We start from the raw sequence: 25,777 nt of genomic DNA, 5'->3' as shown, positions 1-25,777 counted from the left end.
AAAAGAGCAGGCGGCGTGGGAACGTTGAGCCGCCGTCTCCTAACCTAAGCCGCCTTGCCTTCGGCTTGCGCCTCCCCGCTGACCTCATGCGCCGCCATCCGCTCCAGCGCCCTGACCAGCGCCGAGTGATCCTCCTTGCCGCCGCCATTAGCGGCGCAGGAATTGAAGAGTTGCTGCGTGGTCGAGGTGTTGGGGAGGGACACGCCGAGCGCCTTCGCGCCTTCCAGCGCCAGGTTGAGATCCTTCTGATGCAGCTCGATGCGGAAGCCCGGGGCGAAGGTGCGCTTGATCATGCGCTCGCCATGCACTTCGAGGATGCGCGAGGCGGCGAGCCCGCCCATCAGCGCCTGCCTGACTTTTGCAGGATCGGCGCCGGCCTTCGAGGCGAAAACCAGGGCTTCGCCGACCGCTTCGATGGTGAGGGCGACAACGATCTGGTTGGCGACCTTGGTGGTCTGGCCGACGCCGTTCGGGCCGACCAGGGTGATGTTCTTGCCCATCTTCTCGAAGATCGGCCTGGCGCGCTCGAACGCCTTTTCCTCGCCGCCGACCATGATGGTGAGCGACGCCGCCTTGGCGCCGACCTCGCCGCCCGACACCGGCGCGTCGAGATAGCCGCAGCCGAGATCGTTGATCTTTTTGGCGAATTCCTTGGTGGCGATCGGCGAGATCGAGCTCATGTCGATGACGAGCTTGCCCTTGGACAGACCAGAGGCGACGCCGTTCTCGCCGAAGAGAACGTCCGCGACCTGAGGCGTGTCCGGCACCATGGTGATGATGATGTCGGCGGCCTTGGCCACGGCGTCGTTGCCGGTCACCGTCTTCAGCCCCTTGGCGACGAGATCGGCGGGCGCCTTCGATCGATGGTCGCTGGCGACGACCTTGTAGCCGGCGTCGAGAAGATGCCCCGCCATCGGCGCGCCCATGATGCCGAGGCCGATGAAACCGATGGTTTCCATTTTGTATCTCCGTCAATTTATCGAGGTCGCGTTCCTTCGCGCCCCTCTCTGTCCTGCCGGACATCTCCCCCTCTTGGGGGAGATTGGCAGTTCGAGCGCCGGCTCTTAAGCCGCCGCGCTCCCCTGCCCGGCAAACTCCGTGAACCAACCCAATCCGGCCTCCGTGCCGGCCTTCGGCTTGTATTCGGCGCCGATCCAGCCGGCATAGCCGAGGCGGTCGATGTGGTCGTAGAGGAAGGGATAGTTGATCTCGCCCGTCCCCGGCTCGTGACGGCCGGGATTGTCCGCAAGCTGGATATGCGCGATGCGGGGAAGGTTCGCTTCGATGGTACGGGCGAGATCCCCCTCCATGATCTGCATGTGGTAGATGTCGTACTGCAAATAGAGGTTCTTCGAGCCGATGCGGTCGATCAGCGCCAGCGCCTGGTCGGAATAGTTCAGGAAGAAGCCGGGGATGTCACGCGTGTTGATCGGCTCGATCAGCAGCCTGATGCCGGCCTGCTCCAGCTTCTCCGCCGCGAAGGCGAGATTCTCGGCAAAGACGTTTTCCAAAACGACGCGGTCAGCGCCCTGCGGCGCGATGCCGGCCAAGCAGTTGATCTGCTCGCAGCCCAGCGCATGCGCGTAGGTGATCGCCTTGGCGACGCCCTGCCGGAATTCCGGCACCCGGTCCGGCAAGACGGCAATGCCGCGCTCGCCCTTGCCCCAATCGCCGGCCGGCAGGTTGAAGAGAACCTGGCTGAGGCCGTTCTTCTTCAGGCGCGCCGCGACGACGTCCGGCGCATGATCATAGGGGCCGATATATTCGACGCCCTTGAAGCCCACGCGGGCGGCGGCATCGAAACGGTCGAGGAAATCATGCTCGCCGAAGAGCATCGAAAGATTGGCTGAAAAACGCGGCATTCCTTTTTCTCCTTCTTTTTCTGCCTGCCCAGGGTTGCCTAATCCAACATCATGATGGCCGTCGGCGCATCCTCGTTGCGTTCGGCAAGCTCCTCGAACTCGGTGATCTTGTCGATTTCCGTACCCATGGAAATGTTGGTGACGCGCTCGAGGATGAATTCCAGCACGACCGGCACCTGGTGCTCCTTCATCAGCCGCTGCGCTTCCTTGAAGGCGCCGGCGAATTCCTCGGGCTTCTTCACGCGGACCGCCTTGCAGCCCATGGCCTCGGCGACCGCGACATGGTCGACGCCGTAGCCGGCCTCGGGATCGCCGGCACGATTGACGTTCTCGAAGGCCAGGCTCACCTCGTAGTCCATCGAAAAGCCGCGCTGCGCCTGGCGGATGAGGCCGAGATAGGCATTGTTCACGACGACATGGATGTAAGGCAGCTTGTGCTGCGCACCGACGGCCATTTCCTCGATCATGAACTGGAAGTCGTAGTCGCCGGAGAGCGCGACGATATCCCGGTCCGGATCGGCGGCGCGCACGCCGAGCGCTGCCGGCAGCGTCCAGCCGAGCGGGCCGGCCTGACCGCAATTGATCCAGTTACGCGGCTTGTAGACATGCAGGAACTGCGCGCCGGCGATCTGCGACAGGCCGATCGTGGTGACATAGGTGGTGTCGCGGGCAAAGGCCTTGTTCATCTCCTCGTATACGCGCTGCGGCTTCAGCGGCACCTGCTCGAAATGCGTCTTGCGCTTCATGGTCTTCTTGCGCTGCTGGCATTCCTTGGCCCAGCCCGACCAGTCACGCAGCTTGCCGGCCGTGCGCCATTCGGTGGCGACATCGAGCAGGATCTTCAGAGCGGCGCCCGCATCCGAGACCACGCCGAGATCCGGCGCGAAGACGCGGCCTATCTGAGTGGGCTCGATGTCGACATGGATGAATTTTTTCCCCTTCGTGTACACATCGACCGAGCCGGTGTGGCGGTTGGCCCAGCGGTTGCCGATGCCGAAGACGAAGTCGGCGGCAAGCATCGTCGCATTGCCATAGCGGTGCGAGGTCTGCAGGCCGCACATGCCCGCCATCAGCCGGTGGTCGTCGGGGATCGAACCCCAGCCCATCAGCGTCGGGATGACCGGCACACCGGTGACTTCGGCGAACTCGATCAGCAAATCGGAAGCGTCTGCATTGATAATGCCCCCGCCGGCGACGATCAGCGGCCTTTCCGCCTCGTTGAGCATCGCCAGCGCCTTCTCGGCCTGGGCGCGCGTCATTGCCGGTTTGAACGGAGCCAACGGTTCATAGGCGTCGATGTCGAACTCGATCTCCGCAAGCTGGACGTCGATGGGCAGGTCGACGAGCACCGGACCCGGGCGCGAGGAGCGCATCAGGTGGAACGCCTTCTGTAGCGCCATCGGAACCAGATAGGGCTCCATGACGGTGACCGCCCATTTGGCGACGGGCGAGGCGATCGAAGCGATGTCGACGGCCTGGAAATCCTCCTTGTTGAGGCGCGCGCGCGGCGCTTGTCCGGTGATGCAGAGGATCGGGATCGAATCCGCCGAGGCCGAATAAAGGCCGGTGATCATATCGGTGCCGGCCGGGCCGGACGTGCCGATGCAGAGCCCGATATTGCCGGCCTTGGCCCGCGTGTAGCCTTCGGCCATATGCGAGGCCCCCTCGACATGGCGGGCGAGCACATGGYGGATGGTGCCGCGCGCCTTCAGCGCCGAATAGAGCGGGTTAATTGCCGCGCCCGGCACGCCGAAGGCATTGGTGATRCCTTCCTTTTCGAGAACGAGAACCGCCGCGTCGACAGCGCGCATCCTGGCCATGACAAGCCTCCATTTCGTTGGTTGGCTTGATAGTGCCAGCGCGCCTTTGATTTTTCAATTTTTTCAGAATATTTTTTCATTTCTAGAAAATGGCTTTTATCCACTGATTTCACTTCACTTTTCGTTTTCCAGAAAAACTATCGCAGCAACGACTGAAAAAGTTTTTCATTGCATCCGGCATCAGATCGGCGAGAATGACGGGCATGGAAACGACGGAAAAACGCCAACGCGGCCGGCCGCGCGCCTTCAATGGTCCGTCCGAAGCGGCGTCGGTGCAGTCGCTCGACCGGGCGCTGCGGATCCTGGCCATCGTCGCCGAGGCCAGCGGCCTGTCGCTGAGTGAAATCGCGGCGCAAAGCGGCATTGCCGCGTCCACCGCCTATCGCATGCTGACGACGCTGGAGAACCACGGCATGGTCGAGTTCGATACGACCGACCAGCTCTGGTCCGTCGGCGTCGAGACCTACCGCATGGGTGCGGCCTTCCTGCGCCGGCGCAAGCTGGTCGACCGCGCGCGCATCGTCATGCAGGAACTGATGGAGAAGACCGGCGAGACGGCCAATCTCGGCGTCGCCGAGGACGATTGCGTCGTCTTTGTCAGCCAGGTCGAGACGCACCAGGCGATCCGCGCCTTCTTCCGGCCGGGTACGCGCAGCCCCTTCCATGCATCCGGTATCGGCAAGGCCGTCCTGGCGCATCTCGAGCCGGAACGGGTCGCCGCCATCCTGCGCAAGGCGGGCCTGCAGCGCTACACCGACAAGACGCTCTCAGATATCTCTGCGCTCGCCCACGATCTGGCGACCATCAAGCATCGCGGCTGGTCGGTGGACGACGAGGAACGCCATCCCGGCATGCGCTGCGTGGCCGCCGCCATCTTCAACGAATATGGCGAGCCGATCGGCGGCGTTTCGGTGTCCGGCCCGACGGTTCGGGTCACGCCCGAGCGACTGGCCGAGATCGGTCCGCTGGTGCGCGAGGCCGCGGTCGAGGTGACGAAGATGATCGGCGGCGTGAAAGCTTATTAGGACGCGCCCGGCAACGCGCTCTTGGCCGATATGTCGAAGAAATCGAGCAGGATGGCCAGTCCGACGCCTCAGGCCGCCAAGATGAGGCCGGCGATGAATATCCGACTGGCGCGGTCATGAATGCTCCGCTGCAGGGATTTGATGTCGAGCAGAATGGCAAGCGCCCGGATCTGCAGTGCAATGCCGACCAGGATCGGCAGCACGGCAATCAGATGGTAGGTCTGCCATGGGATCGGGTTGGCCGCCCAATGGGTGATGAAGCCTAGCGAAAACGCAAGCAGGATGCCGACGATGGTGATGGTGCCGTTGCGGAAAACCGGTTCGACCCGTTCTTCCCTGGGATCCTGCTCGTTCATGCCACCCTCCCCTCGTTTGGCGCGGAAGCCAGCCTAAACGCTTGCAAAATCGCTGTACATCGCTGGTTGCCTGGCGAAGGCCGACCGGGGCATAGGCAGGCCGAACGCCGGACTTGACCGTCTTGCCGGGGCGTTGGCATGCGTGCGAAAGGGCACGGGATGCGGAAAACAGTTTTCCTCCTATCCGTCGCTTCCCTTTGCGGCTGCGTGGCGGCGGCACCGGCGCCGGTCGAGCCGATCGCTGCACCCAGCGGCAACCCGCGCGTCGATCCCATTCCGATTTCACTGGCCCTGGAGGAGATCATCACCGCCGGCGTCCGCCAGCATCTGAAGAACCCCATTGCCGCAAAGTTCGGATCGATGCTTGCCGGAGAGCGCACATTGGACAGTCGCCACGAGATCGTGGTGTGCGGCTATGTGGACGACAAGGGCTCTCCCGGCGGCACCGAGCCTTTCATCGGCAAGATCTATCCCGATGCCGGAAACAACTTCGAACTCGTCGCGATAAACGACGTTTCGGTCAGCGGCGCCTGTAAGGCGGCGGGATTGGCGATGCCGGAGGCGAAGTCCGCTTCCAATTAACCCATCTGGCGAATCCGCTAACGGTCAAACGCAAGAAAAGGGGCCGCGTGCAGCCCCTCTTTCCTGTCGTTGATCTTGCTCCCTCCTAGAGCCTGCAATAGCGCGGGCCGTCGTAGCTCATATAGGTGTCGGTGCGCTCGTCGTAGCTGGCATAGCGCGCATAGCAGCGGCGGACGTGGATCGAGTCGTAGCCATCGTCCTCGACATAGACGGTTCGGGGCTGCTGGGCGAGCAGGCTGCCGAGAACGAAGCCGCCGACGCCGGCTGCGATGCCGATGCCGAGTTCGCGGTGATGATGGCCGTGGGCGGCCGAAGGTTGGACGGTGCCGGCCAGCGTGGCGGCGGCGACGGTGGTGGCGATGAGGCCGGAAACGATGGTGCGCTTGAACATGACGATCTCCTGTTTCAATGGAGAGGCGAACCATCCGCCTCTTGATCATGGGTCGCCGCCAGTCGGAAAATGGTTCGAAGTTTTTTTTGAAATTTTTCGTCGACGATTCTTCGGGCTTTTCCCCCGCCTCCGGCTGCTGGTCGCCCGGAACGAAAAAAGGGCGGCCCGAGAGCCGCCCTTCGAAGGCAAATGGTCTTCTCGTCAGAGGAAGATGATCACCTTGCCGTGGTGGTGATGCTTGTGATGATGGTTGTGCCACCACCAGAAGTTCTTGTGATGCTTGTGGTGATGATGATGGTGGTGGTTGCCGTGAGCCGAGGACGTTTCGACCGTGGCGGCCAGCGCGCCGGTGGCGACGAAGACGGCGACGAGGCCTGAGGTAAGGGTACGCTTCAACATGATGATCTCCTGGATCCTTGATCGAGGCGACCATTCGCCTCTCGGGAGATCAGTCGTGGCGAAGCGGCAAAAGGTTCGAAGGTTTGAGGGATTAGGCAGTAGGGAATAGGCAGTAGGGAGATTGAAGTTTTACCACTGCCTACTGCCTAATCCCCACTCACTCTTTTCACCCCATCCCCGTGACATGCCTCAACCAGAAGGCCAGCACGATGAAGCCGACGAAAGTGGCGACGCCGGTCCAGTCGATATTGGCCTTCTTCAGATCGCTGACGACCTTCACCAGCAGAAGCCAGGTCACGACGATGAGCGGCAGGATGATGACGAATCTGATCATGCGGCACCCCGTTCGATGCGATTGCACCTGAACAGCATGTAGGAAGCGGCGCTCCGCTTTTCAGCATGCCGGCCAAGCCACGGCGTCCATTAGCGAACCGAAACGGAGTTTTGTCTTTACTGGCGCACGAAATATGCTACCGGAGCGCCGTGCCCTTGTAGCTCAGCTGGTAGAGCAGCGGTTTTGTAAACCGAAGGTCGCGGGTTCGATCCCTGCCGGGGGCACCATCCTTCTGAATGTAAGTCCCTGTTTTACAGTCATAATCTGACATGCTCTCAATCGTGATTATCAGCCAGCGGCACGTGTACCGGGCGATTGTGTAAGGATATGTGCAAGAGAAAGACGCTCTGTTGCGGTGTTTTCGCACGAATCCGACCGTTCTTTCAGGGCACGTGGCGCACCTCACAGCGTGCCACAAGGCCAGCCACGTCGATCAGATACGCGGAAAAGGACCCCCACTGTTAAGCAAGGTTGCCAGGGCTACGATGATCTGCTGCATCACACAGGGCTTGGCGATCATGATGCTGTTGGGGACCCCCATGGATGCCCAGTCGACCGCGCCGTCACCGCTCATATAAATCACGGGAAGGTCTGGACTGACTCTTCTACGTGGCGCGCGACATCCCATTCCGTGGGCCCGTTGCCCAGCCTGATATCCGACACCAGGGCCACGATGCCTTGGGTTGTCGTCGAAGCATGCCATGGCGTCCATCCCCGCGCATACTGGAAGCCGATAGATTAGCGCTTCGCTGCGTCGCTGTCAGCTTCGGCGCGAGTAAGAAACGTCGCCGCGACCTGAGCAAGATTGTTCTTCAGCCACTCCGCCATGGCTTCCTCCTCGCGCAGGTTCTGCTCGCACACGCGTGCGATCTCGGCTTCACCCAGTTCATTGGCCGCCGCTATCAGGATCGCATACGAAGCTATCTCCATATGCTCGAAGGTGTAGCTGGCAAGAGAGCCTTTCATCACTTCGTCGCCGGCGAAGACACCACTGATCGATTGCGCCATCGCCGCCAGCTTGCCGCCAGCATCCTTGAGGGTTGAGGAACCCTCGTCCAAACCATCGAGACAGACTTGCAAGCGCCGAGCCTGTTCCTTGGTTTCGTCGAGGTGGATTCGTATACGCTCGCTAAGATCCGGGTAACTGTCGAGCCGGCTCAGTTGCCCGGAGAGCATCGTCTCGGCTTGCTCTTCCATGGCGTGAGCGTCCCTCAGCCACTGGATAAGCCATTCGCGTGACTCAGGCATTGCAGTCTCTCCTTTTTCGTCGCCGGCCCCGAACAACAGAACCTGCTGTTTGTTCCCCAAGGCCGCCCAGAACGCCGGCGGGGCGAAGACCGGCGTTAGAGGCCGGACGCGCCTTGGCCCTAAAGCGGAACGGACGGCAAAGGATGCTGTTCGGGTTCCCTAAGCTTCCGTGCTTCAATGACGAGAACCACGACATCCTCGCCGTGCAATTTGATCAGCGCGCGTACCTGGTCTTCCGTGATGCCATTCACGCCTGCAAAGTAGCCGACTTCATAGGCTTCATCCGCCGAAACACGGTTCGGATTGCGAAAAACATGCTCGGCACTGTCGTCTGCCATTGAGCTTACCGGGACTTCGCCTTCGATGTTTTCTTCCTGGCAGCCGCTTCCGCCTGCGCCGGAGCCTCGTTGATGTTGGCGGCTCCGCCCATATCCCCATTCTTGGTCCGTCCGGCCCCAGGACCGGCGCCTATGTCCGCGCCTGTAGTCGGGTCGGAAGCGGGATCCGAAAGCGTCCGCTCGCCCATCTTGGCGACCACTTTCATGTCCTTGGCCGCCAGCTTGACCGTTGCCGTCCCGTCGCCGCCATCCGCCGGCATAACTTCCTCCAGATCGTCCACGCGATCCCATTCATCTCCCGAGTTCCACGGCCCGTTGGTATCCCCTTCGCCCTGGGAGGTGTTGACGTACATGCTCGCAAATTTCTCAACGCCGGGGAGCTTGCCGGTCGGGAAGTTGTGCTCGATGGCGTACAGCGCTTTCTCGAATGATTTTTGATGCGCGATCTCGCGCGTCATCAAAAAGCCGAGCGCGTCCTTAACGCCCGGATCGTCGGTGATGTTGATCAGCCGCTCGTAGACGATCTTGGCACGCGCCTCGGCCGCAATGTTCGAGCGCAGGTCGACGGTAGGCTCGCCGCGCGAATCGACATAGGCGGCAGTCCAGGGCACGCCGGCGGAATCGCACAATGCGGGCGCGCCGCCGAACAAGATCGATTCCTTGGCTGTCGTGCCGCTGGCACCGACCATCAGATAGAGCTCGGCTTCCTTCATCTGCCCCTCGGCCAGCTGTGCCTTAAGACCTTTGTTGAGCATTGTGACGATCGAACCGACCACTTCGAGGTGGCTGAGTTCTTCGGTGGCGATATCGAGCAACATGTCTTTGCGGCCCATATCGTCCTCGCCCAGGCCTTGCGTGAAATAGCGCATCGCGGCGGCGAGCTCGCCATCGGCGCCGCCAAATTGCTCCATGATCATGCACGCTAAACGCGGGTTCGGCTCGGAAACGCGGACGGTGTACTGCAGTCGCTTGTTGTGCATGAACATTGCAAATTCTCCAGGGTTGGGGCGCCCCCCAAACACCTCCCTAGGAGGAATGTTCCATCACGGCACGTGACTGCTTCGGTGCCTCCCGCGCGGGGCTGCCAAGGAACATTGAAGAACCCGGCGATGTTTTTGCCAATGGCGCTCGCCGATGACATCAGGATGGCGGAACGGCACGTCCGCCATGGCGAGTTGCACATAGCCCGCCAGCATTCACTCATTGCCGGGTTAGAAGCCGCGGGCAAGCCTGCCGATGGAGCGAAGGCGTTCCTGGCATTGCTCGAAGATTTGCAGATGTTGCACCGGGCGCATCTCTCAAGGCTGCTGCGCAGGGCGTCCGGAGGGTGACCGGATTCGCCGCTTTCTAGGCGACGGCGGAAAGACGTGGCTCTTCCGACGCGAGCAGCGTAGGCAATGCGCACTAGCGGCGAAAGCCGCTCTGGAGTCGAGGTGATGACGTGCTGAATGACCTGTTTGAGAAAAACCGGGCCTGGTCGGAGGAACGCCGCCGCGAAGACCCCCACTATTTCGAACGGCTCTCCAACCTTCAGCGACCGCAATACCTCTGGATCGGCTGTTCGGACAGCAGGGTGCCGGCCAACACGATCACGGGTCTGGAACCGGGAGAGGTCTTCGTCCACCGCAATGTGGCGAACCTTGTTCATCCAAGCGACCTGAACCTGCTGTCGGTGCTCGAGTACGCGATCGACGTGCTGGAGGTGTCACACGTCATCGTCTGCGGCCATTATGGTTGCGGCGGCATCCGGGCCGCGCTGGACGGAGAACGGCACGGCATCATCGACCATTGGCTGCAGCCCATTCGCGATGTTGCCGAGCAGAACAAGGACGAACTCGACCGCGTCCCCGACCTGACGTCACGCCTGAAGGTCGTTTGCGAGATGAGCACGCGCAACCAGGTTGCGCGGCTTGAGCGCACGCCCATCGTGCAGTGGGCTTGGAAGCGCGGCAAGCGCGTGCGGATTCACGGCTGGGTCTACGGATTGACCGATGGATTGATCTCGGACCTTAAATGCAGCGTGCCTCCGCTGAATCCTAAAGGCTGAACCGCAAGTTTCTTGGCCGATCCCGGCGCGATTGGCCTGCACGGATAGTCGTCGGGACGCTGCTAGCCATGCGCGACCTCGAGGTCTCGGTCGTGCATGGCGGCCACTTTCCAAGCTTCGGCGAGGTGCGCTACCGGCAACTCATCGACGAATATGTCGCGGGCAGGCACAAGCCGGGCTGTCACCTGCAAGGTGGTTGAGCGAGCGGAAAAGTTAGGCCTACAGCGCCCTTTGCGGGCAAGGTGTTCCCGTGGCGTCCCCGCAACGGGAAGCCGTCGGCTGCGGCCGCTGGCTCATCTCTTCCGAATGACGCACGAGTTCGGCGAACATCAGCGCGAAACTTCCCATCATCAGGAAGACTATGATCAGACGCGTTACCGGCAATAGACAGGTCTCTCGACTGGCCAGCCCCCGCTAACCCATCCACTGTCGGCTAACATGATCGATCCGGCTTTACGAGTGTTTAAGCCTCGTCTTAACCATTGCGGCCATCACATTCATGTCGCGCCTGTCACGAAGCGCGATTGTCGGGTGGACCGCCGGCCGCCCAGCACCCTTCACAGATACGGGCGGCGCATGCTACGCCGTCCCCGGCGCGGCCCTGCAGACGGTCGCCCTCCGGGAGCCATGAGCAAAGCCGCCAGTCGTTTCGCCTTCGTCTCTTCCGACACTGATGACGCCCGCGCCGCGCGGGAAAGCCTGTCGGCGCGCTATGGGCAGGTGCCCGTCGCGGAGGCCGAGATCATCATTGCGCTCGGCGGCGACGGTTTTCTTTTGCAGACGCTGCGCGAGACGATGAGCACGGGCAAGAAGGTCTACGGCATGAACCGTGGCACCATTGGCTTCCTGATGAACGAATATCGCGCCGGCGGGCTCGAGGAGCGCATCGCCAACGCGGCCTCCGAGACGATCAGGCCGCTGGAAATGGTCGCCGTGACGCATGACGGCGAATCCGTTTCGGCGCCGGCCATCAACGAGGTGGCGCTGTGGCGCCAGTCCTACCAGACCGCGAAGATCCGCATCACTGTCGACGGCCAGGTGCGGCTGGAGGAGCTGAACTGCGACGGCGTGATGATCGCGACGCCCGCCGGCTCAACCGCCTACAATCTGTCGGCGCACGGGCCGATCCTGCCGCTCGACGCGCCGCTGCTGGCGCTGACGCCGGTCAGCCCATTCCGGCCGCGCCGCTGGCGGGGCGCGCTGCTCTCCAACAAGGCGACGGTGCGCTTCGACATCCTGGAAGCCGAAAAGCGCCCGGTGAACGCCGCCGCCGACCATACCGAGGTCAAGGCGGTGGCCTCCGTCACCGTGCGGGAATCGCCGACAGCGACTGCAACTTTACTGTTCGATCCGAACCATTCCTGGAACGAACGTATCCTTGCAGAGCAGTTCCGCTACTGAGCCGGCGAAACGAGATTGTTTCGATTAAGCATCGCGATTAAGGTTACGTCTTCACAATCACCGCGATTCCCGGCTGTTTCTGTTGACAAATCGCGGACTTGCGCCTAACTGCAACCGCAATCTTGCAGGTGCGCGGCGCCTGCCGCAGCGCGCGTTGCGATTTCCCGAACCAGCCAAAGACATCAAACACTTGTCCTCAGACACCACGACCGCTCAAGAAGCGTTGACCTTTTCGGACCTCGGCCTGTCGCCGAAAGTCCTCTCCGCAGTCTCAGATGCCGGCTACACCAAGCCGACTCCGATCCAGGCCGGCGCCATCCCGCATGCGTTGCTCGGCAAGGACGTGCTGGGCATCGCCCAGACCGGAACCGGCAAGACCGCTTCCTTCGTGCTGCCGATGCTGACGCGGCTGGAAAAGGGCCGGGCGCGAGCCCGCATGCCCCGCACGCTGATCCTCGAGCCGACGCGCGAGCTGGCGGCTCAGGTTGAGGAAAACTTCATCAAATACGGCAAGAACCACAAGCTCAACATCGCGCTTCTGATCGGCGGCGTCTCGTTCGACGAACAGGACAAGAAGCTCGAGCGCGGCGCCGACGTGCTGATCGCGACGCCCGGCCGCCTGCTCGACCATCGCGAGCGCGGCAAGCTTCTGCTCAACGGCGTGGAGATCCTCGTCATCGACGAGGCCGACCGCATGCTCGACATGGGTTTCATTCCCGACATCGAGCGCATTTGCGAGATGATCCCGTTCACGCGCCAGACGCTGTTCTTCTCGGCGACGATGCCCCCGGAGATCACCAAGCTCACCGAGAAATTCCTGCATGCGCCGGTGCGCGTCGAGGTCTCGAAGGCTGCGTCCACCGCGACCAGCATCACGCAGCGCCTGGTGAAGTCCGGCACGAAGCCATGGGAAAAGCGCGAGACGCTGCGCAATCTGATCAAGGCCGAAGACGCCGACCTGAAGAACGCCATCATCTTCTGCAACCGCAAGGTCGAGGTGTCGGAACTGTTCCGCTCGCTGCTGAAGCATGATTTCGATGCCGGCGCCCTGCATGGCGACATGGACCAGCGCGCGCGCATGCAGATGCTCAACAATTTCCGCGACGGCAAGCTGCGCTATCTCGTCGCCTCCGACGTCGCCGCGCGTGGCCTCGACATCCCCGATGTCAGCCACGTCTTCAACTACGACGTGCCGATTCATGCCGAGGACTATGTCCACCGCATCGGCCGCACCGGCCGCGCCGGACGCGCGGGCAAGTCCTTCACCATCGCCACGCGCGCCGACACCAAATATGTCGACGCCATCGAGAGGCTGATCGGCACCAAGATCGAATGGCATGACGGCGACCTGTCGACCGTGACCGAAAGCGAGGGCGAGGATGCGCCGCGCCGTGGCCGCGGCGCGCCGCGCCGGGCCGGCCGCAAGGACGAGGACCGCAAGGACGATCGCAAAGAACGCGGCGAGCGCAAGAAGGACCGTCACGCCAAGCGCGACGAGACACCCGAGGCCGCGCGCGACGAGCAGCCTGTCGCCGAAGTGGCCGATATTGCCGAACGCCGCGCCCGCAAAGATGCGATCCGTTCCGAGAACGAGCGCAAGGGCTCCGGCAATCGTCACGAGCAGCGCGGCGATGCCCGGCCGCAGCGCGACCGCCCCGGCCGCCACCGTCAGGAGGAAGACGACGCGACCGTCGGCTTTGGCGACGACGTGCCGGCCTTCATGCGGATCGTCGCGAAGGTCTGAAGCTTCCGCCAGTCCAGGCAGAAATGAAAACGGCCCCGTCCGGGGCCGTTTCCTTTTAAGCTGTCTTGCCCGCCCTGCCCTACATCGGTCCCGGCATCATCTTGGTAGGCTTCTCCAGCATCGGGAAATCGGCCTTGTTGCACGTCACCTTCGGGTTGGTCGGGGTGAACATGCCGTTCGGATTGTCCCTGAACAGCCAGGCATGCAGGTCGTAGTGGACGAATTCCCTTGGAATGAGCGGATAATGCCCCTCCATCGGCCCCATGAATTTCTGGCCGAACAGCGTCGGAACCTCCTTCACGTCCGGGGTCAGCGGCACCAGCCATTCCACGCCGACCAGCTTCAAACCCTTCTTCGTCGGCTCGTAGATCAGGACGTTAGGCTTCATCGGGTCGAGCGGCTTGCCGATACTCGGCACGTTGACGAAATGGATGCCCATGGCACCCTTCGGATAGTACATCGCGCCGGCTATCTTCTCGCCAGCGTAGTGGACGCAGCCGACGGTCGACAAATAGAGATCGCGGACGGCGGCGGTGTAATCCTCATATTTGGCCAGGGATTTCTTCAGGGCTTCGATATCGGCCTTGTTGGCGTCCTCGGCCCGAGCCGTGGTGGCTCCGAGCCATGCGCCTAAAAGGCCAGTCAAAACGAGGACGCCGCAGCGCCCGAGGCGAGCTGTTCTTGTCATGCATTCCTCCCAGATTCCCTTGATCTGGCCGTGCAAGACCGGGGCGGCAGATGTTGATTGCGCGGCCGATTGACCACCCCATCCCCTCTGGAACAGTGGAATGGTAATCTTTTTCCAGGGTCTGGAAAAGTATCATTTAGCAGAAGCTAATGTCCTAAGCCCTTCGACCTATCTTCAGACCGCCCCAATAAAAAACGGCCCACGTGGGGCCGTTCTGGTTTGGTGGCGCTTCGCTGCTTTGCGCGGTGTGCTCAGGTGAGCGGCGACAGCTGGATCTCGACGCGCCGGTTCTGCTCGCGGCCCTGGGCCGTCGCGTTGGATGCGATCGGCCGCGTCTTGCCGAATCCGGTGACGGCGAAGCGGCGCTGATCGACACCCTGGCCGGCAAGATAATTGGCGACGGCAAGCGCGCGCCGCTGCGACAGATCGAAATTGTGCTGGTCGCCGCCGGTCGAATCGGTGTGGCCGAACACGTCCACCGTGGTCTGGCGGAACTTCTTGAGCACCAGCGCGACCGAATTCAGCACCGGATAGAAGCCCGGCTTCACCGCGTCCTGGTCGACATTGAAGGTGATATCGGACGGCATGTTGAGGATGATCTGGTCGCCGCTGCGGGTGACGCTGACGCCGGTGCCCTGCAGTTGGCGTCGAAGCTCGGCCTCGTTCTGGTCCATGGTCGCGCCGATCGCGCCGCCGGCGAGAGCGCCGATGCCGGCGCCGATCAAGGCGTTGCGGCGGTCATTGCCGCCGGCGAGCAGGCCAAGGCTGGCGCCTGCCAGCGCGCCAAGGCCGGCACCGGCCGCCGTGTTGGAAATCTTCTGGTCGCCGGTGTACGGATCGGTGGTGGTGCAGGCACTCACCAGCACAGCCGTCGCCACGACGACGAGCACGGTCTTTTTCATAAGATTGGTCCCTCTCCAATTCGCGGCCCTTGCGGCCACGCCAAATCAGCCCTTCCGCAGCCTTGTAGCATGAAATGCGGCGAAAAACGGAACGGGAATGCGGCCGCAAAGCCCGGTGGCCGTTCCCATTTCGCCTCTACCACAAATTCTTGCCGTCGATCACCACCACCTCGACCTTGTCCAGGTCGAAATCGTCGAACAGGCGCGAATTGACGCTGATTTTCGGATTGTCGAAATCCGGCTTCCCGGTCGACCAGTCAGGCGTTTCGGTGAAGGTGCCGCAACCGCAAATGGCGCAGAAACCGTGCTTCACGGTCTTGGAGCCCCAGCGATAGAAGGAGACGTTCTCCGGCGGGCTTGTGAGCTTGAATTGCGACGGCACATAATAGGCCCATAGCGACCCGCGCTTCGAGCAGAACGAGCATGTGCATTGCGTCACCGTCTGCGGCGCCTCGGCGACCTCGAAGGTCGTCGCCTTGCAGTGGCAGCTTCCCTTGATCGTCATGAACTCACCTCTCCGTTGTCCACCGCCACGCCGGATTCCCCTGGCGGAAGGGCAACATAAAGAAGCGGTCCTGACAACTGCCTGTCAGCAGCTTCGGCAAATATGCCGGCGCGATCGAGACTCTCCTGCGCCTCGCGTTTGGCTCGCGAAGTTCAGTAGGAGGGCGGCGGCACGAACAGGCAGATGGTCTTGCCGGCGTCGAGCCCGGCCTGATGCGCGCACCAGTGGTATTCGCCGTCGGGCGAATTCTTGATCCGCTTGTCGCTATAGGCCACCACCTCACCCGTGCCCTTTATGACATAGCCTTCGGGCCGCTCGCTGATGGACGACTGCGGCACCTCCTTGCAATCGAAGTTGGCACAGCAGGCAAAGGGGTATTTCCAGCCTTGTGGCATGGCGGCCGTGGGTTGGRCGTCGTGCGCGATGGCCGGCGGCGCCAGCACTGCGATGGCTCCAACAGCGAACAGGGAGAACAAAAGTCGGCCGGCCGGTCGAACGGCTTGGGCCGATCTTGATATGGCAGCAGACATCGAAACGTTCCTTTCGAGCATCAAGCGTTTTCGCTTGCCCGTTCTTGGAACGTGTCTTCCCAGCGGCCGGATCGTCAGTCGCAGTTATGCCGCGCCCGGCCATAAATGCTTCTATCCCCCAGCCCGAATGCTGAGCTGATTCCATAGCCAGCGCAAGAAGTGGGGCGCGCCATCGCGGCGCGCTGGGCTTCAAGCCTCGGCGACGGAAAGATGCGCAGACTTGGCTGGCAGAACCAAACGACAGGCCTGCGCCCAGGGTGCCTAAGAACGAAGTTCGGCTGACGGAAGTTCCGGCGTTCAGCCGTCGACATGTTCACGATATTGCGGCAGATCGTCTGTAATCGTGAACCACGGCGCCTTTGAACCGACGAAGATATGTGCGCTCGGGCGAATGCCTGGATCGTCCGTCAATGTCCCCATGGCGACATGGACATAGGCGCCATCACGCACCAATGAATAGACGAGCGAGCCGCAGCGGCCGCAATGCGCGTCATGACCGCTCTCGTCGCCGAAGATCAGCAGCCTGTCGTCGCCGGCGGTGAGACGGAACTTGCCGCGCTCGATGCCGGCGAAGGGTTTGAACGCCGATCCGGTCGTGCGCCGGCAGTTGGAGCAGTGGCAGTTGGCGGCGTAAACGAATTCGTCCGCCACCTCGTAGTGGACGGCGCCGCAGAAGCACTTCCCGGCAAGTTTGCGCGTCACCGGCTCCTCCGTCATGCAGCGCTGGGGGATCCTAATCCAAGTCCGCCACCGCTTCGCCTGCGCCGCCCTCGATGCGATGCGAAAGCGAGGCTTCCATGAACTCGTCGAGGTCGCCATCGAGCACGCTCGACGGCGATGTGCTTTCGACGCCCGTGCGCAGATCCTTCACGAGCTGGTACGGCTGCAGCACGTAGGAGCGGATCTGGTGGCCCCAACCGATGTCGCTCTTCGACGCCTCCGTGGCATTGGCGACCGCCTCGCGCTTCTTCAGCTCTTCCTCGTAGAGGCGCGAGCGCAGCATTTCCCAGGCCTTGGCGCGGTTCTTGTGCTGCGAGCGCTCAGCCTGGCAGGCGACCGCGATGCCGGTCGCCAGATGGGTGATGCGCACCGCCGAGTCGGTGGTGTTGACGTGCTGGCCGCCCGAACCCGAGGAACGATAGGTGTCGATGCGCACGTCGGCTTCGGAAACATTGATCTCTATCGAGTCGTCGATGACCGGATAGACCCAGACGCTGGCGAAGGACGTGTGGCGCCGCGCGTTGCTGTCGTACGGCGAGATGCGCACCAGGCGGTGGACGCCGGACTCGGTCTTCAGCCAGCCATAGGCGTTGTGGCCCTTGATCAGCACGGTCGCGGACTTGATGCCCGCCTCTTCGCCATCGTGGACTTCGAGCACCTCGACCTTGAAGCGGCGGCGCTCGGCCCAGCGCGTGTACATGCGCAGAAGCATGGAGGCCCAGTCCTGGCTTTCGGTGCCGCCGGCGCCGGCATGGATTTCCAGATAGGTGTCGTTGGCGTCGGCTTCACCGGAGAGCAGCGTCTCGACCTGGCGGGCCTTCGCCTCGCCCTGCATCGAACGCAGCGCCGCCTCCGCTTCCGCGATAATGCCCTCGTCGCCCTCTTCCTCGCCGAGCTCGATCAGCCCGATATTGTCTTCCAGCGCCTGGGTCAGTCCCTTGACGGCGGCGATGCCGTCCTCGAGCTCCTGGCGCTCCCGCATCAGCTTCTGCGCTTCGATCGGATCATTCCAGAGGCTGGAATCCTCGGCGCGCGAATTCAGGTACTCAAGCCGCTTTACAGCCTGATCCCAGTCAAAGATGCCTCCTCAGCAGGGTTATCGCCTGCCTGATCTCGTCGACAATGTTGAGCGTTTCCGCGCGCATGGCTTTTCGTTCGGTCCTGTTCTTTTCGGTCTTTTCGGAATAGGCGCGATACATAGGCACGCCGTCGCGGCCTGTAAAGCGAAATGGGCCGGCGGTTTCTCGCCGGCCCGCTATAGAATGCAGGAGGTCAGTAGAGGCCGCCGCCGCCGTCCTGGATGGCCTGGTTGGCCTGGGGCGACAACGCCCCGCCCGAGCCGTTCGAGCCATCGGCGCCCATGCCGATCACCCAATAGCTGTCGGCGGGGCCGGTGCCGGGCTTGAACGCCTCGACGATGGTGTTGGGATCGCCTTCGGCGGCGCGCATGCCGGTCTTGCGGTTGATGGCGATCAGCTTCATGCCGTCGGGGACCTGGAAGTCGGTGTTCGGCTTGCCGTCGAGCGCCACGCGCATGAAGTCCTTGAAGATCGGCGCCGCGAGACCGCCGCCCGTGGCGCCATGGCCGAGGCCGCGCGGCGTGTCGTAGCCCATATAGAGGCCGACGACGAGGTTGGGCGTATAGCCGATGAACCAGGCSTCCTTCTCGTCATTGGTCGTGCCGGTCTTGCCGGCGATGTGCCGGCCGAGCTCGCCGATGGTGGCGCCAGTGCCGCGCTGCACCACGCCTTCCATCATCGAGGTGATCTGGTAGGCGGTCATCGGGTCGAGCACCTGCTCGGAATTGTCGACCAGTTCCGGCTCGGACTGGTTCTTCCATTCGGTGGCGTTGCAGCCTTCGCACCCGCGCTCATCCTGCTTGAACACCGTCTTGCCGTAGCGGTCCTGGATGCGGTCGATAAGCGAGGGCTTGATCGATTTGCCGCCGTTGGCCATGATCGAATAGGCCGAAACCATGCGCATGACGGTCGTCTCGCCAGAGCCCAGCGCCATCGGCAGGTAGGGCGCCAGATGATCGTAGACGCCAAAGCGCTCGGCATATTCCACGACCAGTTTCATGCCCATGTCGTTGGCAAGCCGCACCGTCATTAGGTTGCGCGACTTCTCGATGCCGGAGCGCAAGGTGGCCGGGCCAGCGACCGTGCCGTCATAGTTCTTCGGCGTCCAGGTGGTGTTGCCGCTCTGGATGGTGATCGGACCGTCCATGATGACGGATGCCGGCGTGTAGCCATTGTCGAGCGCCGCCGAATAGACGATCGGCTTGAACGAGGAGCCGGGCTGGCGCATCGCCTGGGTCGCGCGGTTGAACTCGGATTGCGCATAGGAGAAGCCGCCGACCATTGCGAGCACGCGGCCGGTATGYGGATCCATGGCGACGAGGCCGCCCTCGACCTCCGGCACCTGGCGCAGCATGTAGGTGTTGTCGGAGCCTTCGTTCTTCTGCACGAAGATCACGTCGCCGGGCTCCAGCACCTCCGCCGGGGACTTCGCCCTGACGGACTTGCCGTTGACGAAGTGGCGCATGGCGAAGCCCATGTCTTCCTTGCTGACGGTCCCCTGGACACGTTCCTTGACGAGGTCGCCGGAAACCTGTCGCGCCGGCTGAAGGCCGATGGTGAGACCACTCGCCGAACTGTCGAGCACCACGGCAAGCGTCCATTCCGGCACGTCTTCGAGGCCCTTGACATTGCCGAGCGGGACGCCCCAGTCGCCGGAGATATCGATGTGCTTCACCGGTCCGCGATAACCGCGCAGCATGTCGTATTTGAGCAGGCCGTTCTGCATCGCCTTGCGCGCAATGAGCTGGATCTTCGGGTCGAGCGTGGTGCGCACCGACAGGCCGCCCTCGTAAAGCGCGTTCTCGCCATAGCGCGCGATGATCTGGCGGCGGACTTCCTCGGTGAAGTACTCGCCGGCAAACAGATAGGAGCCGTTGCGGCGCGGCGTCACGCCGAGCGGTTCGGCCTTCGCCTTTTCGCCTTCGTCATGGGTGACGTAACCATTCGCGACCATCTGGTCGATGACCCAGTTGCGGCGCTCCAGCGCGCGGTCGGCATGCTTGAAGGGATGGTAGTTGTTCGGGCCTTTCGGCAGCGAGGCCAGATAGGCGGCCTCGGCAACGGTGAGCTCGTTGACCGACTTGTCGAAATAGGTCAGCGCGGCGCCTGCAACGCCGTAGGCGCCAAAGCCGAAAAAGATTTCATTCAGATAGAGCTCGAGGATGCGGTCCTTCGAATAAGCCTGCTCGATGCGGAAGGCCAGGATCATTTCCTTGATCTTGCGCTCATAGGTCTGGTCGGAGGTCAGCAGGAAGTTCTTCGCCACCTGCTGGGTGATCGTCGAGGCGCCGACCTGGCGCCGGCCCGAGCCGAAGTTCTGCAAGTTGACGACAATCGCGCGGCCGAGGCCGGTGATGTCGATGCCGGGATGGTTGTAGAAATTCTTGTCCTCGGCCGACATGAAGGCGGCCTTGACGCGGTCCGGGATGGCCTGGATCGGCAGATAGAGACGTCGTTCGCGCGCATACTCGGCCATCAGCGAACCGTCGGAGGCGTGAATGCGCGTCGTCACTGGCGGTTCGTATTTGGCCAAAACCTCGTAGTCGGGCAGGTCCTTCGTCAGATGGCTGATATAGATGGCAAGGCCGCCCGCCACCAGCAGCGCCAGCGTCGTGCCGATGCCAAAGAAATAGCCGATGAGACGAATCATGCCCGCTCCAGTCCGAGGTTCGGGAATTTCCTAAACGAAGCCGACAGTCGCGCAAGCTTCCCGGGGCGGTCCCAATCCGCAATCAAAAACCCATGTCGCGACCATGTGGACAAAATACGGCAGCGCGAAATTTGAGGACTCGGTTCCCGAATAATAACGCCGGGTGTTGTCCTCATGCAACGCTGCTTGTGGTTGTAGTCGTCCGGCGGTTGTGGGTGCGGCGGGTCAGCCGCCCGTCGCGGTCCCGGCCTTGGCCGCGGCAAACAAGGCGACCGCGTTGGTTATGCTTTGCGCCGCCTTGCCGCGCCAATCGGCATTAAGCAGTTGCGCCTCGTCCTTGACGTTGGAAAGATAACCGAGCTCGACCAGGACCGACGGCACGTCGGGAGCCTTGAGCACCCTGAAGCCAGCCGAACGCTGCGGATTGTTGATGAGGCCGACGTTGGTCGACAGTTGACCGACGAGCGTGTGGGCGAAGCTCATCGAGAAACTGTGGGTCTCGCGGCGGATCAGGTCGATCAGGATGTCGGTGACTTCCTTGTTGTCGTCCTCGATCTTCATCCCGGCGAACTGGTCGGAGAGGTTCTCGCGATCGGCAAGCGCCTGGGCCTCCGGATCGGAGGCCTTGTCCGAGAGCGTGTAGACCGTGGCGCCGCGAAGCCCTTTGACGGCGATCGTGTCGGCGTGGATGGAGATCAAGAGATCGGCCTCGTGCTGGCGCGCGATGCGCACGCGTTCGTCCAGCGCCAGGTACACGTCGTTGTCGCGCGTCATGTAGACATCGTATTTGCCGGCCGCGGCCAGCTTGTCGCGCAGTTCCTTGGCGAAGGCGAGCGTGACGTCCTTCTCGACCGTGCCGGCGGAGCTTTCGGCGCCGCCGTCGACGCCGCCATGGCCCGGATCGATGACCACCGTGAAGCGATGGCCGGGCGCCGAAACCGGTCCGGTGCCGACCCGCTCGCCCTTTTCGGTCGAAACGGTCGAACCCGTCGTCAGCGACTGGTTGGCCAGCGCCTCGTCGAATTCCCGCTCGGAAGCGGCCGACATGTCGATGGCGACGCGGTAGCCGCCGCCATCGTCATTTTTGAGCACGTCGAGCTTGTCGACGGCGAAAGGTCCCTTGCCGGTGAGGATCAGGCGCGAACCATGCCCCTGATCGCCGTAGCGGACAGCGCGCACAAGGCCGCGCGGCTTAACATCCTTGGCGTCAAGGGCGAATCGCGTGCGCGGCAGGTCGATGACCAGACGATTGGGGCCGCGCAGCAGGAACCATTTGACGTCCGGCTCGCGGTCGAAATTCACGACGATGCGCATCTTTGTGGCGTCGCCGGCCATCTTGTAGCCGGTCGCGCCAAGCAGGGTATCCGCGTACGCGGAGGCGAAACAGGACAGGATGGTCAACAGCAAGGCGCTCGAGGCCAGGCGCAGGAAACGCCCGGCGGCCCTACCCCTCTTGTCCGCGGTGCCCGCCGATCCCATCTCTTATTCGTCGCTCCAGGTTTGACGCATCGCGCCCAGCCTTCCGGCAGTGCCTGTCAGGACACCAACTCGATTAACGATTGGTATTCAGAGAAGGTTAACCAAGCCTTTCATGGGGCGCGACGAAAGGCACCTTCCCCAGCGGAAGCGCTTTTTGCCGGCATCCGAAATCGGGGTTGCCTTCCATCCCGCCAAATCATAAAAGCGACGTTGGATCACTGCAATCCTGGAACCGCTCGCCTCAGCAGTTTCCTGCCAAAGGTCGGATGCAAAGGCGGCTCCGTTATCCTTCCAGGCTCAGGTGGTCGCGACGATTTTCGCAGGCGTGCCCTCGTGGCGGGGGAATCGCTTGCGTGAGGAAAACGGCCGGGTTTGCCCCGCGCCGGCTCTTCGTGAGCAAACAAGCTGGTCCGGCACAGCCCGGGCTTTGGTTCAAAAGGTTCTGCTGGGTGCCGATGGCTTCAAGCGCAATCATGGAAAGGTCCGCATCGAACCGCGCCATAATGGCTGCGGGCGGCACCGCCATCGCGCTGAAGCGGCGGCTAGCGGACATTCAATTATCCGGCATGCATGGAAATACAGATGCGCAGCGGCGGGCATTGCCACGCCAGCTGCGGCTGTCGGCTGCCGGCAGGAAACAAAATAATGCCCAACAAGATGCTGATAGACGCCTCCCACCCGGAGGAAACACGCGTTGTCGTCGTTCGCGGTAACCGCATCGAAGAATTCGACTTTGAATCCCAGGACAAGAAGCAGCTCAAAGGAAACATCTACCTCGCCCGCGTAACCCGCGTCGAACCTTCCCTCCAGGCAGCCTTTGTCGAGTATGGCGGCAACCGTCACGGTTTTCTCGCCTTCAGTGAAATTCACCCCGACTACTATCAGATCCCGGTCGCCGACCGTCAGGCCCTGCTGCGCGCCGAAGCGCAGGAAGCCGAGGACGAAGACGACGACGAGGCCGAGGCCGGCGAAGAACAGCAGGCGCGCGATCGCGGCGGCCGGCGCAACCGGCGTCGCGGCGGCAACAATCGCGACCGCGGCGAGCACAAGCACGATGCTGAAATCGCGGCTTCCCCGGAAAGCGGCGAAAGCCAGGCTGAAACCGCAGAGGCCCACGACACCGCTGCCGAGGTTACCGGAAGCGAGGATACCGGCGCCGAAACCGCCGATGCCCGGGCTGAAAATTCCGAAACAGTCTCCGAGGCCGAACCGGAAACGTCTGAAGAGCCCGCTGCCGAGACCGGCGGCGACGCCGCAGCGGCCGACCATGCCGCCGACGACGAGGACGCCAAACCGTCCGAAGGCGGCCCCACGTCGATCGCCGCGAGCGTCGACGCCGACGTGATCTCCGAAGCGGTTCCGCAGACAGATCAGCCCGAGCAGACGAGTTCCGAGCAGAGCGGCGAAGCTGCCGCCAGCGACAATGATCGCGGCATGCTGGAGGATGTCTCGGCCGTGCATTCCGACGAGCACGAAGTCGAATCGGTCGGCGCCGAAGACGCGCTCGAGGAAATCCGCAACCGCCGCAAGCCGGTGCGCCGCCAGTACAAGATCCAGGAAGTCATCAAGCGCCGCCAGATCCTTCTGGTGCAGGTGGTCAAGGAAGAGCGCGGCAACAAGGGCGCGGCGCTCACCACCTACCTCTCGCTTGCCGGCCGCTATTCGGTGCTGATGCCGAACACGGCGCGAGGCGGCGGCATCTCGCGCAAGATCACCAACGCGCAGGACCGTAAGCGCTTGAAGGAGGTCGTGGCCGACCTCGAAGTGCCGCAGGGCATGGGCGTGATCCTGCGCACCGCCGGCGAAAGCCGCACCAAGGCCGAGATCAAGCGCGACTACGAATATCTGATGCGGCTTTGGGAAAACGTCCGCAACCTCACGCTGCAGTCGTCGGCTCCCGCCCTGGTCTATGAGGAAGGCAGCCTGATCAAGCGATCGGTGCGCGACCTCTACAACAAGGATATCGACGAAATCCTGGTCTCCGGCGAGGACGGCTATCGCGAGGCCAAGGACTTCATGCGCATGCTGATGCCGAGCCATGCCAAAGTGGTTCAGCCTTACCGCGACACCACGCCGATCTTCGTGCGCAACGGCATCGAGGCGCAACTCGACCGCATGCTGCAGCCGCAGGTGACGCTGAAGAGCGGCGGCTACATCATCATCAACCAGACCGAGGCACTGGTTTCGATCGACGTCAACTCCGGCCGCTCCACCAAGGAGCATTCGATCGAGGAGACCGCGCTCCACACCAATCTGGAAGCGGCCGAGGAGGTCGCGCGGCAGTTGAGGTTGCGCGACCTTGCCGGCCTCATCGTCATCGACTTCATCGACATGGAGGAGAACCGCAACAACCGCTCCGTCGAGAAGCGGCTGAAGGATCACCTCAAGAACGACCGCGCCCGCATCCAGGTCGGCCGCATCTCGCATTTCGGCCTGATGGAAATGTCGCGCCAGCGCATCCGCGCCAGCGTGCTGGAATCGACCATGAAGCCCTGCCCGCATTGCGGCGGCACCGGCCATGTTCGCTCCGATTCTTCCGTGGCGCTGATGGTGGTGCGGGCGATAGAGGAATTCCTGCTCAAGGATTCGCGCAGCCACATCATCGTGCGCACACCGTCGGCGACCGCGCTCTATGTGCTCAACCACAAGCGCGCCAACCTGGTCGAGCTCGAAGCCCGTTTCGGCCTGACCATCACGATCGAGGCAGACGAAACGCTCGGCACCCAGCATTACGCGATCTTCCGCGGCGCCGTTGCCGAGAAGCCGGAAGGCTTTGTCGAGGTGCGCAGCCTCCCAGCCTATGTCGAGCCGGAAGAGCCCGAGGACGAGATCGTCGTCGAGGAAGAGGAAGAAGAGGTTTCGGAGCAGGCCGAACAACCGCGCCACCCGCAGCAGCAGGGCCAGCATCAGCAGCGCTCCGAGGACGGCGAAGGCCGCAGGCGCCRCAAGCGCCGGCGGCGGCGCGGCGGCAGGGACCGCGACCGTGAGCACACCGGCGATGCCACGGCCGCGCCGGCGGAGGCTGACGAAGCTGACGCCAATGCGACCGGTGCAACGGAAGAAGCCGCTCAGGACGTGACCGCCGGCGGCGAAGCCGTGGCGGCAGTTGCCGAGGACAGCTCAGCCAAGAAGCGGCGGCGCGGCAAGCGCGGCGGCAAGCGCAACCGCCGCGAGGACGAGGCTTCGGAGGCGGTTGCCGGCGAGACCGTCGGCGACACCGAGGACGAAGTGGCGGAAAGCGAGGATGCTGCCGGCGAGCCGGTCGTGGCGGCCGCGCCCCAGCAGCCTGCCGCTCCCGCCGCCGCCAATGACGACGCCGAGGTCGCGGCGGCCGAGAAGCCGAAGAAGCCCCGCCGTTCGAGGGCCAAGAAGACAGCCGAGGAAACCGTGGCCGAGACGGTGCCGGAGCCTGTGGCGGAAGCCCAGGTCGCGCCCGTGGCTGTCGAGCCCGAGCCGGCGACTGCCGCTCCCGCGGCGGCAGAGGCCGAGCCTGCCGCCAACGCGCATCCGACGCGGCGCAAGCCACAGTCGATCGACGCACCGGTTGTACCCGTGGTGTCCTCTAACGTGTCTGACGAGGCCAAGGCCGAGGACAAGCCGAAGCGCGCCGGCTGGTGGCAGCGCAAGGGCTTTTTCTAAGCCTTCAGGCCGTTAGACTGATCTTCTAAAAGAATCCC

At 62.9% G+C, this 25,777-nt stretch carries 26 protein-coding genes, 1 tRNA gene and 1 pseudogene; 9 read left to right on the top strand and 19 right to left on the bottom strand.

Annotation, left to right across the window (positions count from 1 at the left end; translation table 11 throughout):
- Nucleotides 1-44 precede the first annotated feature (44 nt).
- The 3 genes from LCM4577_RS21800 to gcl all read right to left on the bottom strand — a co-directional run bounded on the left by LCM4577_RS21800 (nucleotide 45) and on the right by gcl (nucleotide 3,682).
- A complete protein-coding gene (locus LCM4577_RS21800; protein WP_071073391.1) occupies nucleotides 45-959 on the bottom strand; it encodes a 2-hydroxy-3-oxopropionate reductase in 915 nt (304 codons plus the stop codon).
- Between the two features lie 105 nt (nucleotides 960-1,064).
- Nucleotides 1,065-1,862 (bottom strand): hydroxypyruvate isomerase, encoded by a 798-nt coding sequence (hyi, locus tag LCM4577_RS21795; protein ID WP_071073389.1) that lies wholly within the window; start codon nucleotides 1,860-1,862, stop codon nucleotides 1,065-1,067.
- A gap of 38 nt (nucleotides 1,863-1,900) precedes the next feature.
- Nucleotides 1,901-3,682 (bottom strand): glyoxylate carboligase, encoded by a 1,782-nt coding sequence (gene gcl / locus LCM4577_RS21790; protein ID WP_071073387.1) that lies wholly within the window; start codon nucleotides 3,680-3,682, stop codon nucleotides 1,901-1,903.
- 203 nt (nucleotides 3,683-3,885) lie between these two features.
- Here gcl and bhcR point away from each other — a divergent pair, with 203 nt between their 5' ends.
- Nucleotides 3,886-4,707, top strand: a complete 822-nt coding sequence (gene bhcR, locus LCM4577_RS21785; protein ID WP_071073385.1) for an HTH-type transcriptional regulator BhcR — start codon at nucleotides 3,886-3,888, stop codon at nucleotides 4,705-4,707.
- 68 nt (nucleotides 4,708-4,775) lie between these two features.
- Here bhcR and LCM4577_RS21780 read toward each other — a convergent pair whose 3' ends face one another.
- Nucleotides 4,776-5,063, bottom strand: a complete 288-nt coding sequence (locus tag LCM4577_RS21780) for a hypothetical protein (RefSeq protein WP_071073383.1) — start codon at nucleotides 5,061-5,063, stop codon at nucleotides 4,776-4,778.
- A 138-nt stretch (nucleotides 5,064-5,201) separates the two neighbouring features.
- Between LCM4577_RS21780 and LCM4577_RS21775 the strand changes: the two genes are divergently transcribed.
- Nucleotides 5,202-5,645 (top strand): hypothetical protein, encoded by a 444-nt coding sequence (locus tag LCM4577_RS21775; RefSeq protein WP_244508404.1) that lies wholly within the window; start codon nucleotides 5,202-5,204, stop codon nucleotides 5,643-5,645.
- An 85-nt stretch (nucleotides 5,646-5,730) separates the two neighbouring features.
- Here LCM4577_RS21775 and LCM4577_RS21770 read toward each other — a convergent pair whose 3' ends face one another.
- The 3 genes from LCM4577_RS21770 to LCM4577_RS21760 form a co-directional block, all read right to left on the bottom strand.
- Nucleotides 5,731-6,036: a BA14K family protein gene (locus tag LCM4577_RS21770; RefSeq protein ID WP_041010643.1), complete on the bottom strand. Its 306-nt coding sequence runs from the start codon at nucleotides 6,034-6,036 to the stop codon at nucleotides 5,731-5,733.
- Between the two features lie 201 nt (nucleotides 6,037-6,237).
- Nucleotides 6,238-6,435 carry a hypothetical protein gene (locus LCM4577_RS21765; protein ID WP_041010644.1) on the bottom strand — a complete coding sequence of 66 codons (198 nt, stop codon included), beginning with the start codon at nucleotides 6,433-6,435 and terminating at the stop codon, nucleotides 6,238-6,240.
- A 166-nt stretch (nucleotides 6,436-6,601) separates the two neighbouring features.
- On the bottom strand, nucleotides 6,602-6,769 hold the full coding sequence (locus tag LCM4577_RS21760; protein ID WP_095767587.1) for a hypothetical protein: 168 nt from the start codon (nucleotides 6,767-6,769) through the stop codon (nucleotides 6,602-6,604).
- 151 nt (nucleotides 6,770-6,920) lie between these two features.
- Between LCM4577_RS21760 and LCM4577_RS21755 the strand changes: the two genes are divergently transcribed.
- Nucleotides 6,921-6,996 (top strand) — tRNA-Thr (locus tag LCM4577_RS21755).
- Between the two features lie 511 nt (nucleotides 6,997-7,507).
- Here the strand turns inward: LCM4577_RS21755 and LCM4577_RS21750 are convergent.
- The 3 genes from LCM4577_RS21750 to LCM4577_RS21740 all read right to left on the bottom strand — a co-directional run bounded on the left by LCM4577_RS21750 (nucleotide 7,508) and on the right by LCM4577_RS21740 (nucleotide 9,341).
- Nucleotides 7,508-8,017 (bottom strand): ferritin-like domain-containing protein, encoded by a 510-nt coding sequence (locus LCM4577_RS21750; protein WP_071030202.1) that lies wholly within the window; start codon nucleotides 8,015-8,017, stop codon nucleotides 7,508-7,510.
- Between the two features lie 119 nt (nucleotides 8,018-8,136).
- A complete protein-coding gene (locus LCM4577_RS21745) occupies nucleotides 8,137-8,355 on the bottom strand; it encodes a DUF3606 domain-containing protein (protein WP_052457751.1) in 219 nt (72 codons plus the stop codon).
- A gap of 5 nt (nucleotides 8,356-8,360) precedes the next feature.
- Complete coding sequence (locus tag LCM4577_RS21740; protein ID WP_041006287.1) at nucleotides 8,361-9,341, bottom strand: manganese catalase family protein; 981 nt, start codon at nucleotides 9,339-9,341, stop codon at nucleotides 8,361-8,363.
- Nucleotides 9,342-9,449: 108 nt separating this feature from the next.
- Here LCM4577_RS21740 and LCM4577_RS21735 point away from each other — a divergent pair, with 108 nt between their 5' ends.
- From LCM4577_RS21735 to LCM4577_RS21715, 5 genes and pseudogenes are all read left to right on the top strand, one after another.
- The gene (locus LCM4577_RS21735; protein WP_131803206.1) at nucleotides 9,450-9,686 is read left to right on the top strand and encodes a hypothetical protein; all 237 of its coding nucleotides are present in this window, start codon (nucleotides 9,450-9,452) and stop codon (nucleotides 9,684-9,686) included.
- 110 nt (nucleotides 9,687-9,796) lie between these two features.
- A complete protein-coding gene (locus LCM4577_RS21730; protein ID WP_071030189.1) occupies nucleotides 9,797-10,402 on the top strand; it encodes a carbonic anhydrase in 606 nt (201 codons plus the stop codon).
- A 50-nt stretch (nucleotides 10,403-10,452) separates the two neighbouring features.
- Nucleotides 10,453-10,602, top strand: a pseudogene (locus LCM4577_RS21725) (MBL fold metallo-hydrolase); the annotation flags it as partial.
- 427 nt (nucleotides 10,603-11,029) lie between these two features.
- Nucleotides 11,030-11,803 carry an NAD kinase gene (locus LCM4577_RS21720; protein ID WP_071073381.1) on the top strand — a complete coding sequence of 258 codons (774 nt, stop codon included), beginning with the start codon at nucleotides 11,030-11,032 and terminating at the stop codon, nucleotides 11,801-11,803.
- A gap of 190 nt (nucleotides 11,804-11,993) precedes the next feature.
- Complete coding sequence (locus tag LCM4577_RS21715) at nucleotides 11,994-13,547, top strand: DEAD/DEAH box helicase (protein WP_040983096.1); 1,554 nt, start codon at nucleotides 11,994-11,996, stop codon at nucleotides 13,545-13,547.
- 79 nt (nucleotides 13,548-13,626) lie between these two features.
- Here LCM4577_RS21715 and LCM4577_RS21710 read toward each other — a convergent pair whose 3' ends face one another.
- The 9 genes from LCM4577_RS21710 to LCM4577_RS21670 form a co-directional block, all read right to left on the bottom strand.
- On the bottom strand, nucleotides 13,627-14,235 hold the full coding sequence (locus LCM4577_RS21710) for a hypothetical protein (RefSeq protein ID WP_071073380.1): 609 nt from the start codon (nucleotides 14,233-14,235) through the stop codon (nucleotides 13,627-13,629).
- Nucleotides 14,236-14,486: 251 nt separating this feature from the next.
- Nucleotides 14,487-15,137: an OmpA family protein gene (locus tag LCM4577_RS21705; RefSeq protein WP_040983098.1), complete on the bottom strand. Its 651-nt coding sequence runs from the start codon at nucleotides 15,135-15,137 to the stop codon at nucleotides 14,487-14,489.
- Between the two features lie 136 nt (nucleotides 15,138-15,273).
- Complete coding sequence (locus tag LCM4577_RS21700) at nucleotides 15,274-15,642, bottom strand: GFA family protein (protein ID WP_071036034.1); 369 nt, start codon at nucleotides 15,640-15,642, stop codon at nucleotides 15,274-15,276.
- Nucleotides 15,643-15,794: 152 nt separating this feature from the next.
- Nucleotides 15,795-16,172 (bottom strand): hypothetical protein, encoded by a 378-nt coding sequence (locus LCM4577_RS21695; RefSeq protein ID WP_071073742.1) that lies wholly within the window; start codon nucleotides 16,170-16,172, stop codon nucleotides 15,795-15,797.
- A 297-nt stretch (nucleotides 16,173-16,469) separates the two neighbouring features.
- Complete coding sequence (locus tag LCM4577_RS21690) at nucleotides 16,470-16,889, bottom strand: GFA family protein (RefSeq protein WP_071073378.1); 420 nt, start codon at nucleotides 16,887-16,889, stop codon at nucleotides 16,470-16,472.
- Nucleotides 16,890-16,905: 16 nt separating this feature from the next.
- Nucleotides 16,906-18,037 (bottom strand): peptide chain release factor 2 gene (prfB, locus tag LCM4577_RS21685; RefSeq protein WP_116390145.1). Its coding sequence is split into 2 segments (ribosomal slippage): nucleotides 16,906-17,970 and nucleotides 17,972-18,037, totalling 1,131 coding nucleotides; the frame shifts between segments, so codons are not numbered across the junction.
- Between the two features lie 127 nt (nucleotides 18,038-18,164).
- Nucleotides 18,165-20,621, bottom strand: coding sequence for a penicillin-binding protein 1A (locus tag LCM4577_RS21680; protein ID WP_071073376.1), 2,457 nt, complete (start codon nucleotides 20,619-20,621; stop codon nucleotides 18,165-18,167).
- A 225-nt stretch (nucleotides 20,622-20,846) separates the two neighbouring features.
- Nucleotides 20,847-22,100 (bottom strand): N-acetylmuramoyl-L-alanine amidase, encoded by a 1,254-nt coding sequence (locus LCM4577_RS21675; protein WP_041006298.1) that lies wholly within the window; start codon nucleotides 22,098-22,100, stop codon nucleotides 20,847-20,849.
- Nucleotides 22,101-22,383: 283 nt separating this feature from the next.
- Nucleotides 22,384-22,653 carry a hypothetical protein gene (locus LCM4577_RS21670; protein ID WP_040983110.1) on the bottom strand — a complete coding sequence of 90 codons (270 nt, stop codon included), beginning with the start codon at nucleotides 22,651-22,653 and terminating at the stop codon, nucleotides 22,384-22,386.
- A 92-nt stretch (nucleotides 22,654-22,745) separates the two neighbouring features.
- On the opposite strand from LCM4577_RS21670, the gene LCM4577_RS21665 reads away from it, so the two are divergent.
- A complete protein-coding gene (locus tag LCM4577_RS21665; RefSeq protein ID WP_071073374.1) occupies nucleotides 22,746-25,739 on the top strand; it encodes an Rne/Rng family ribonuclease in 2,994 nt (997 codons plus the stop codon).
- Nucleotides 25,740-25,777: the final 38 nt, after the last annotated feature.

This window comes from Mesorhizobium sp. LCM 4577, from assembly GCF_001854795.2.
Lineage (GTDB): Bacteria > Pseudomonadota > Alphaproteobacteria > Rhizobiales > Rhizobiaceae > Mesorhizobium > Mesorhizobium plurifarium.
This window is presented reverse-complemented; position numbering and strand designations above follow the sequence as displayed.

Excerpts from the sequence above, each read along its gene's own strand:
- LCM4577_RS21800 (WP_071073391.1), bottom strand. The coding sequence starts at position 959 with ATGGAAACCATCGGTTTCATCGGCCTCGGCATCATGGGCGCGCCGATG.
- hyi (WP_071073389.1), bottom strand. The coding sequence starts at position 1,862 with ATGCCGCGTTTTTCAGCCAATCTTTCGATGCTCTTCGGCGAGCATGAT.
- bhcR (WP_071073385.1), top strand. The coding sequence starts at position 3,886 with ATGGAAACGACGGAAAAACGCCAACGCGGCCGGCCGCGCGCCTTCAAT.
- LCM4577_RS21780 (WP_071073383.1), bottom strand. The coding sequence starts at position 5,063 with ATGAACGAGCAGGATCCCAGGGAAGAACGGGTCGAACCGGTTTTCCGC.
- LCM4577_RS21775 (WP_244508404.1), top strand. The coding sequence starts at position 5,202 with ATGCGTGCGAAAGGGCACGGGATGCGGAAAACAGTTTTCCTCCTATCC.
- LCM4577_RS21770 (WP_041010643.1), bottom strand. The coding sequence starts at position 6,036 with ATGTTCAAGCGCACCATCGTTTCCGGCCTCATCGCCACCACCGTCGCC.
- LCM4577_RS21765 (WP_041010644.1), bottom strand. The coding sequence starts at position 6,435 with ATGTTGAAGCGTACCCTTACCTCAGGCCTCGTCGCCGTCTTCGTCGCC.
- LCM4577_RS21760 (WP_095767587.1), bottom strand. The coding sequence starts at position 6,769 with ATGATCAGATTCGTCATCATCCTGCCGCTCATCGTCGTGACCTGGCTT.
- LCM4577_RS21750 (WP_071030202.1), bottom strand. The coding sequence starts at position 8,017 with ATGCCTGAGTCACGCGAATGGCTTATCCAGTGGCTGAGGGACGCTCAC.
- LCM4577_RS21745 (WP_052457751.1), bottom strand. The coding sequence starts at position 8,355 with ATGGCAGACGACAGTGCCGAGCATGTTTTTCGCAATCCGAACCGTGTT.
- LCM4577_RS21740 (WP_041006287.1), bottom strand. The coding sequence starts at position 9,341 with ATGTTCATGCACAACAAGCGACTGCAGTACACCGTCCGCGTTTCCGAG.
- LCM4577_RS21720 (WP_071073381.1), top strand. The coding sequence starts at position 11,030 with ATGAGCAAAGCCGCCAGTCGTTTCGCCTTCGTCTCTTCCGACACTGAT.
- LCM4577_RS21710 (WP_071073380.1), bottom strand. The coding sequence starts at position 14,235 with ATGACAAGAACAGCTCGCCTCGGGCGCTGCGGCGTCCTCGTTTTGACT.
- LCM4577_RS21705 (WP_040983098.1), bottom strand. The coding sequence starts at position 15,137 with ATGAAAAAGACCGTGCTCGTCGTCGTGGCGACGGCTGTGCTGGTGAGT.
- LCM4577_RS21700 (WP_071036034.1), bottom strand. The coding sequence starts at position 15,642 with ATGACGATCAAGGGAAGCTGCCACTGCAAGGCGACGACCTTCGAGGTC.
- LCM4577_RS21690 (WP_071073378.1), bottom strand. The coding sequence starts at position 16,889 with ATGACGGAGGAGCCGGTGACGCGCAAACTTGCCGGGAAGTGCTTCTGC.
- LCM4577_RS21675 (WP_041006298.1), bottom strand. The coding sequence starts at position 22,100 with ATGGGATCGGCGGGCACCGCGGACAAGAGGGGTAGGGCCGCCGGGCGT.
- LCM4577_RS21670 (WP_040983110.1), bottom strand. The coding sequence starts at position 22,653 with ATGTCCGCTAGCCGCCGCTTCAGCGCGATGGCGGTGCCGCCCGCAGCC.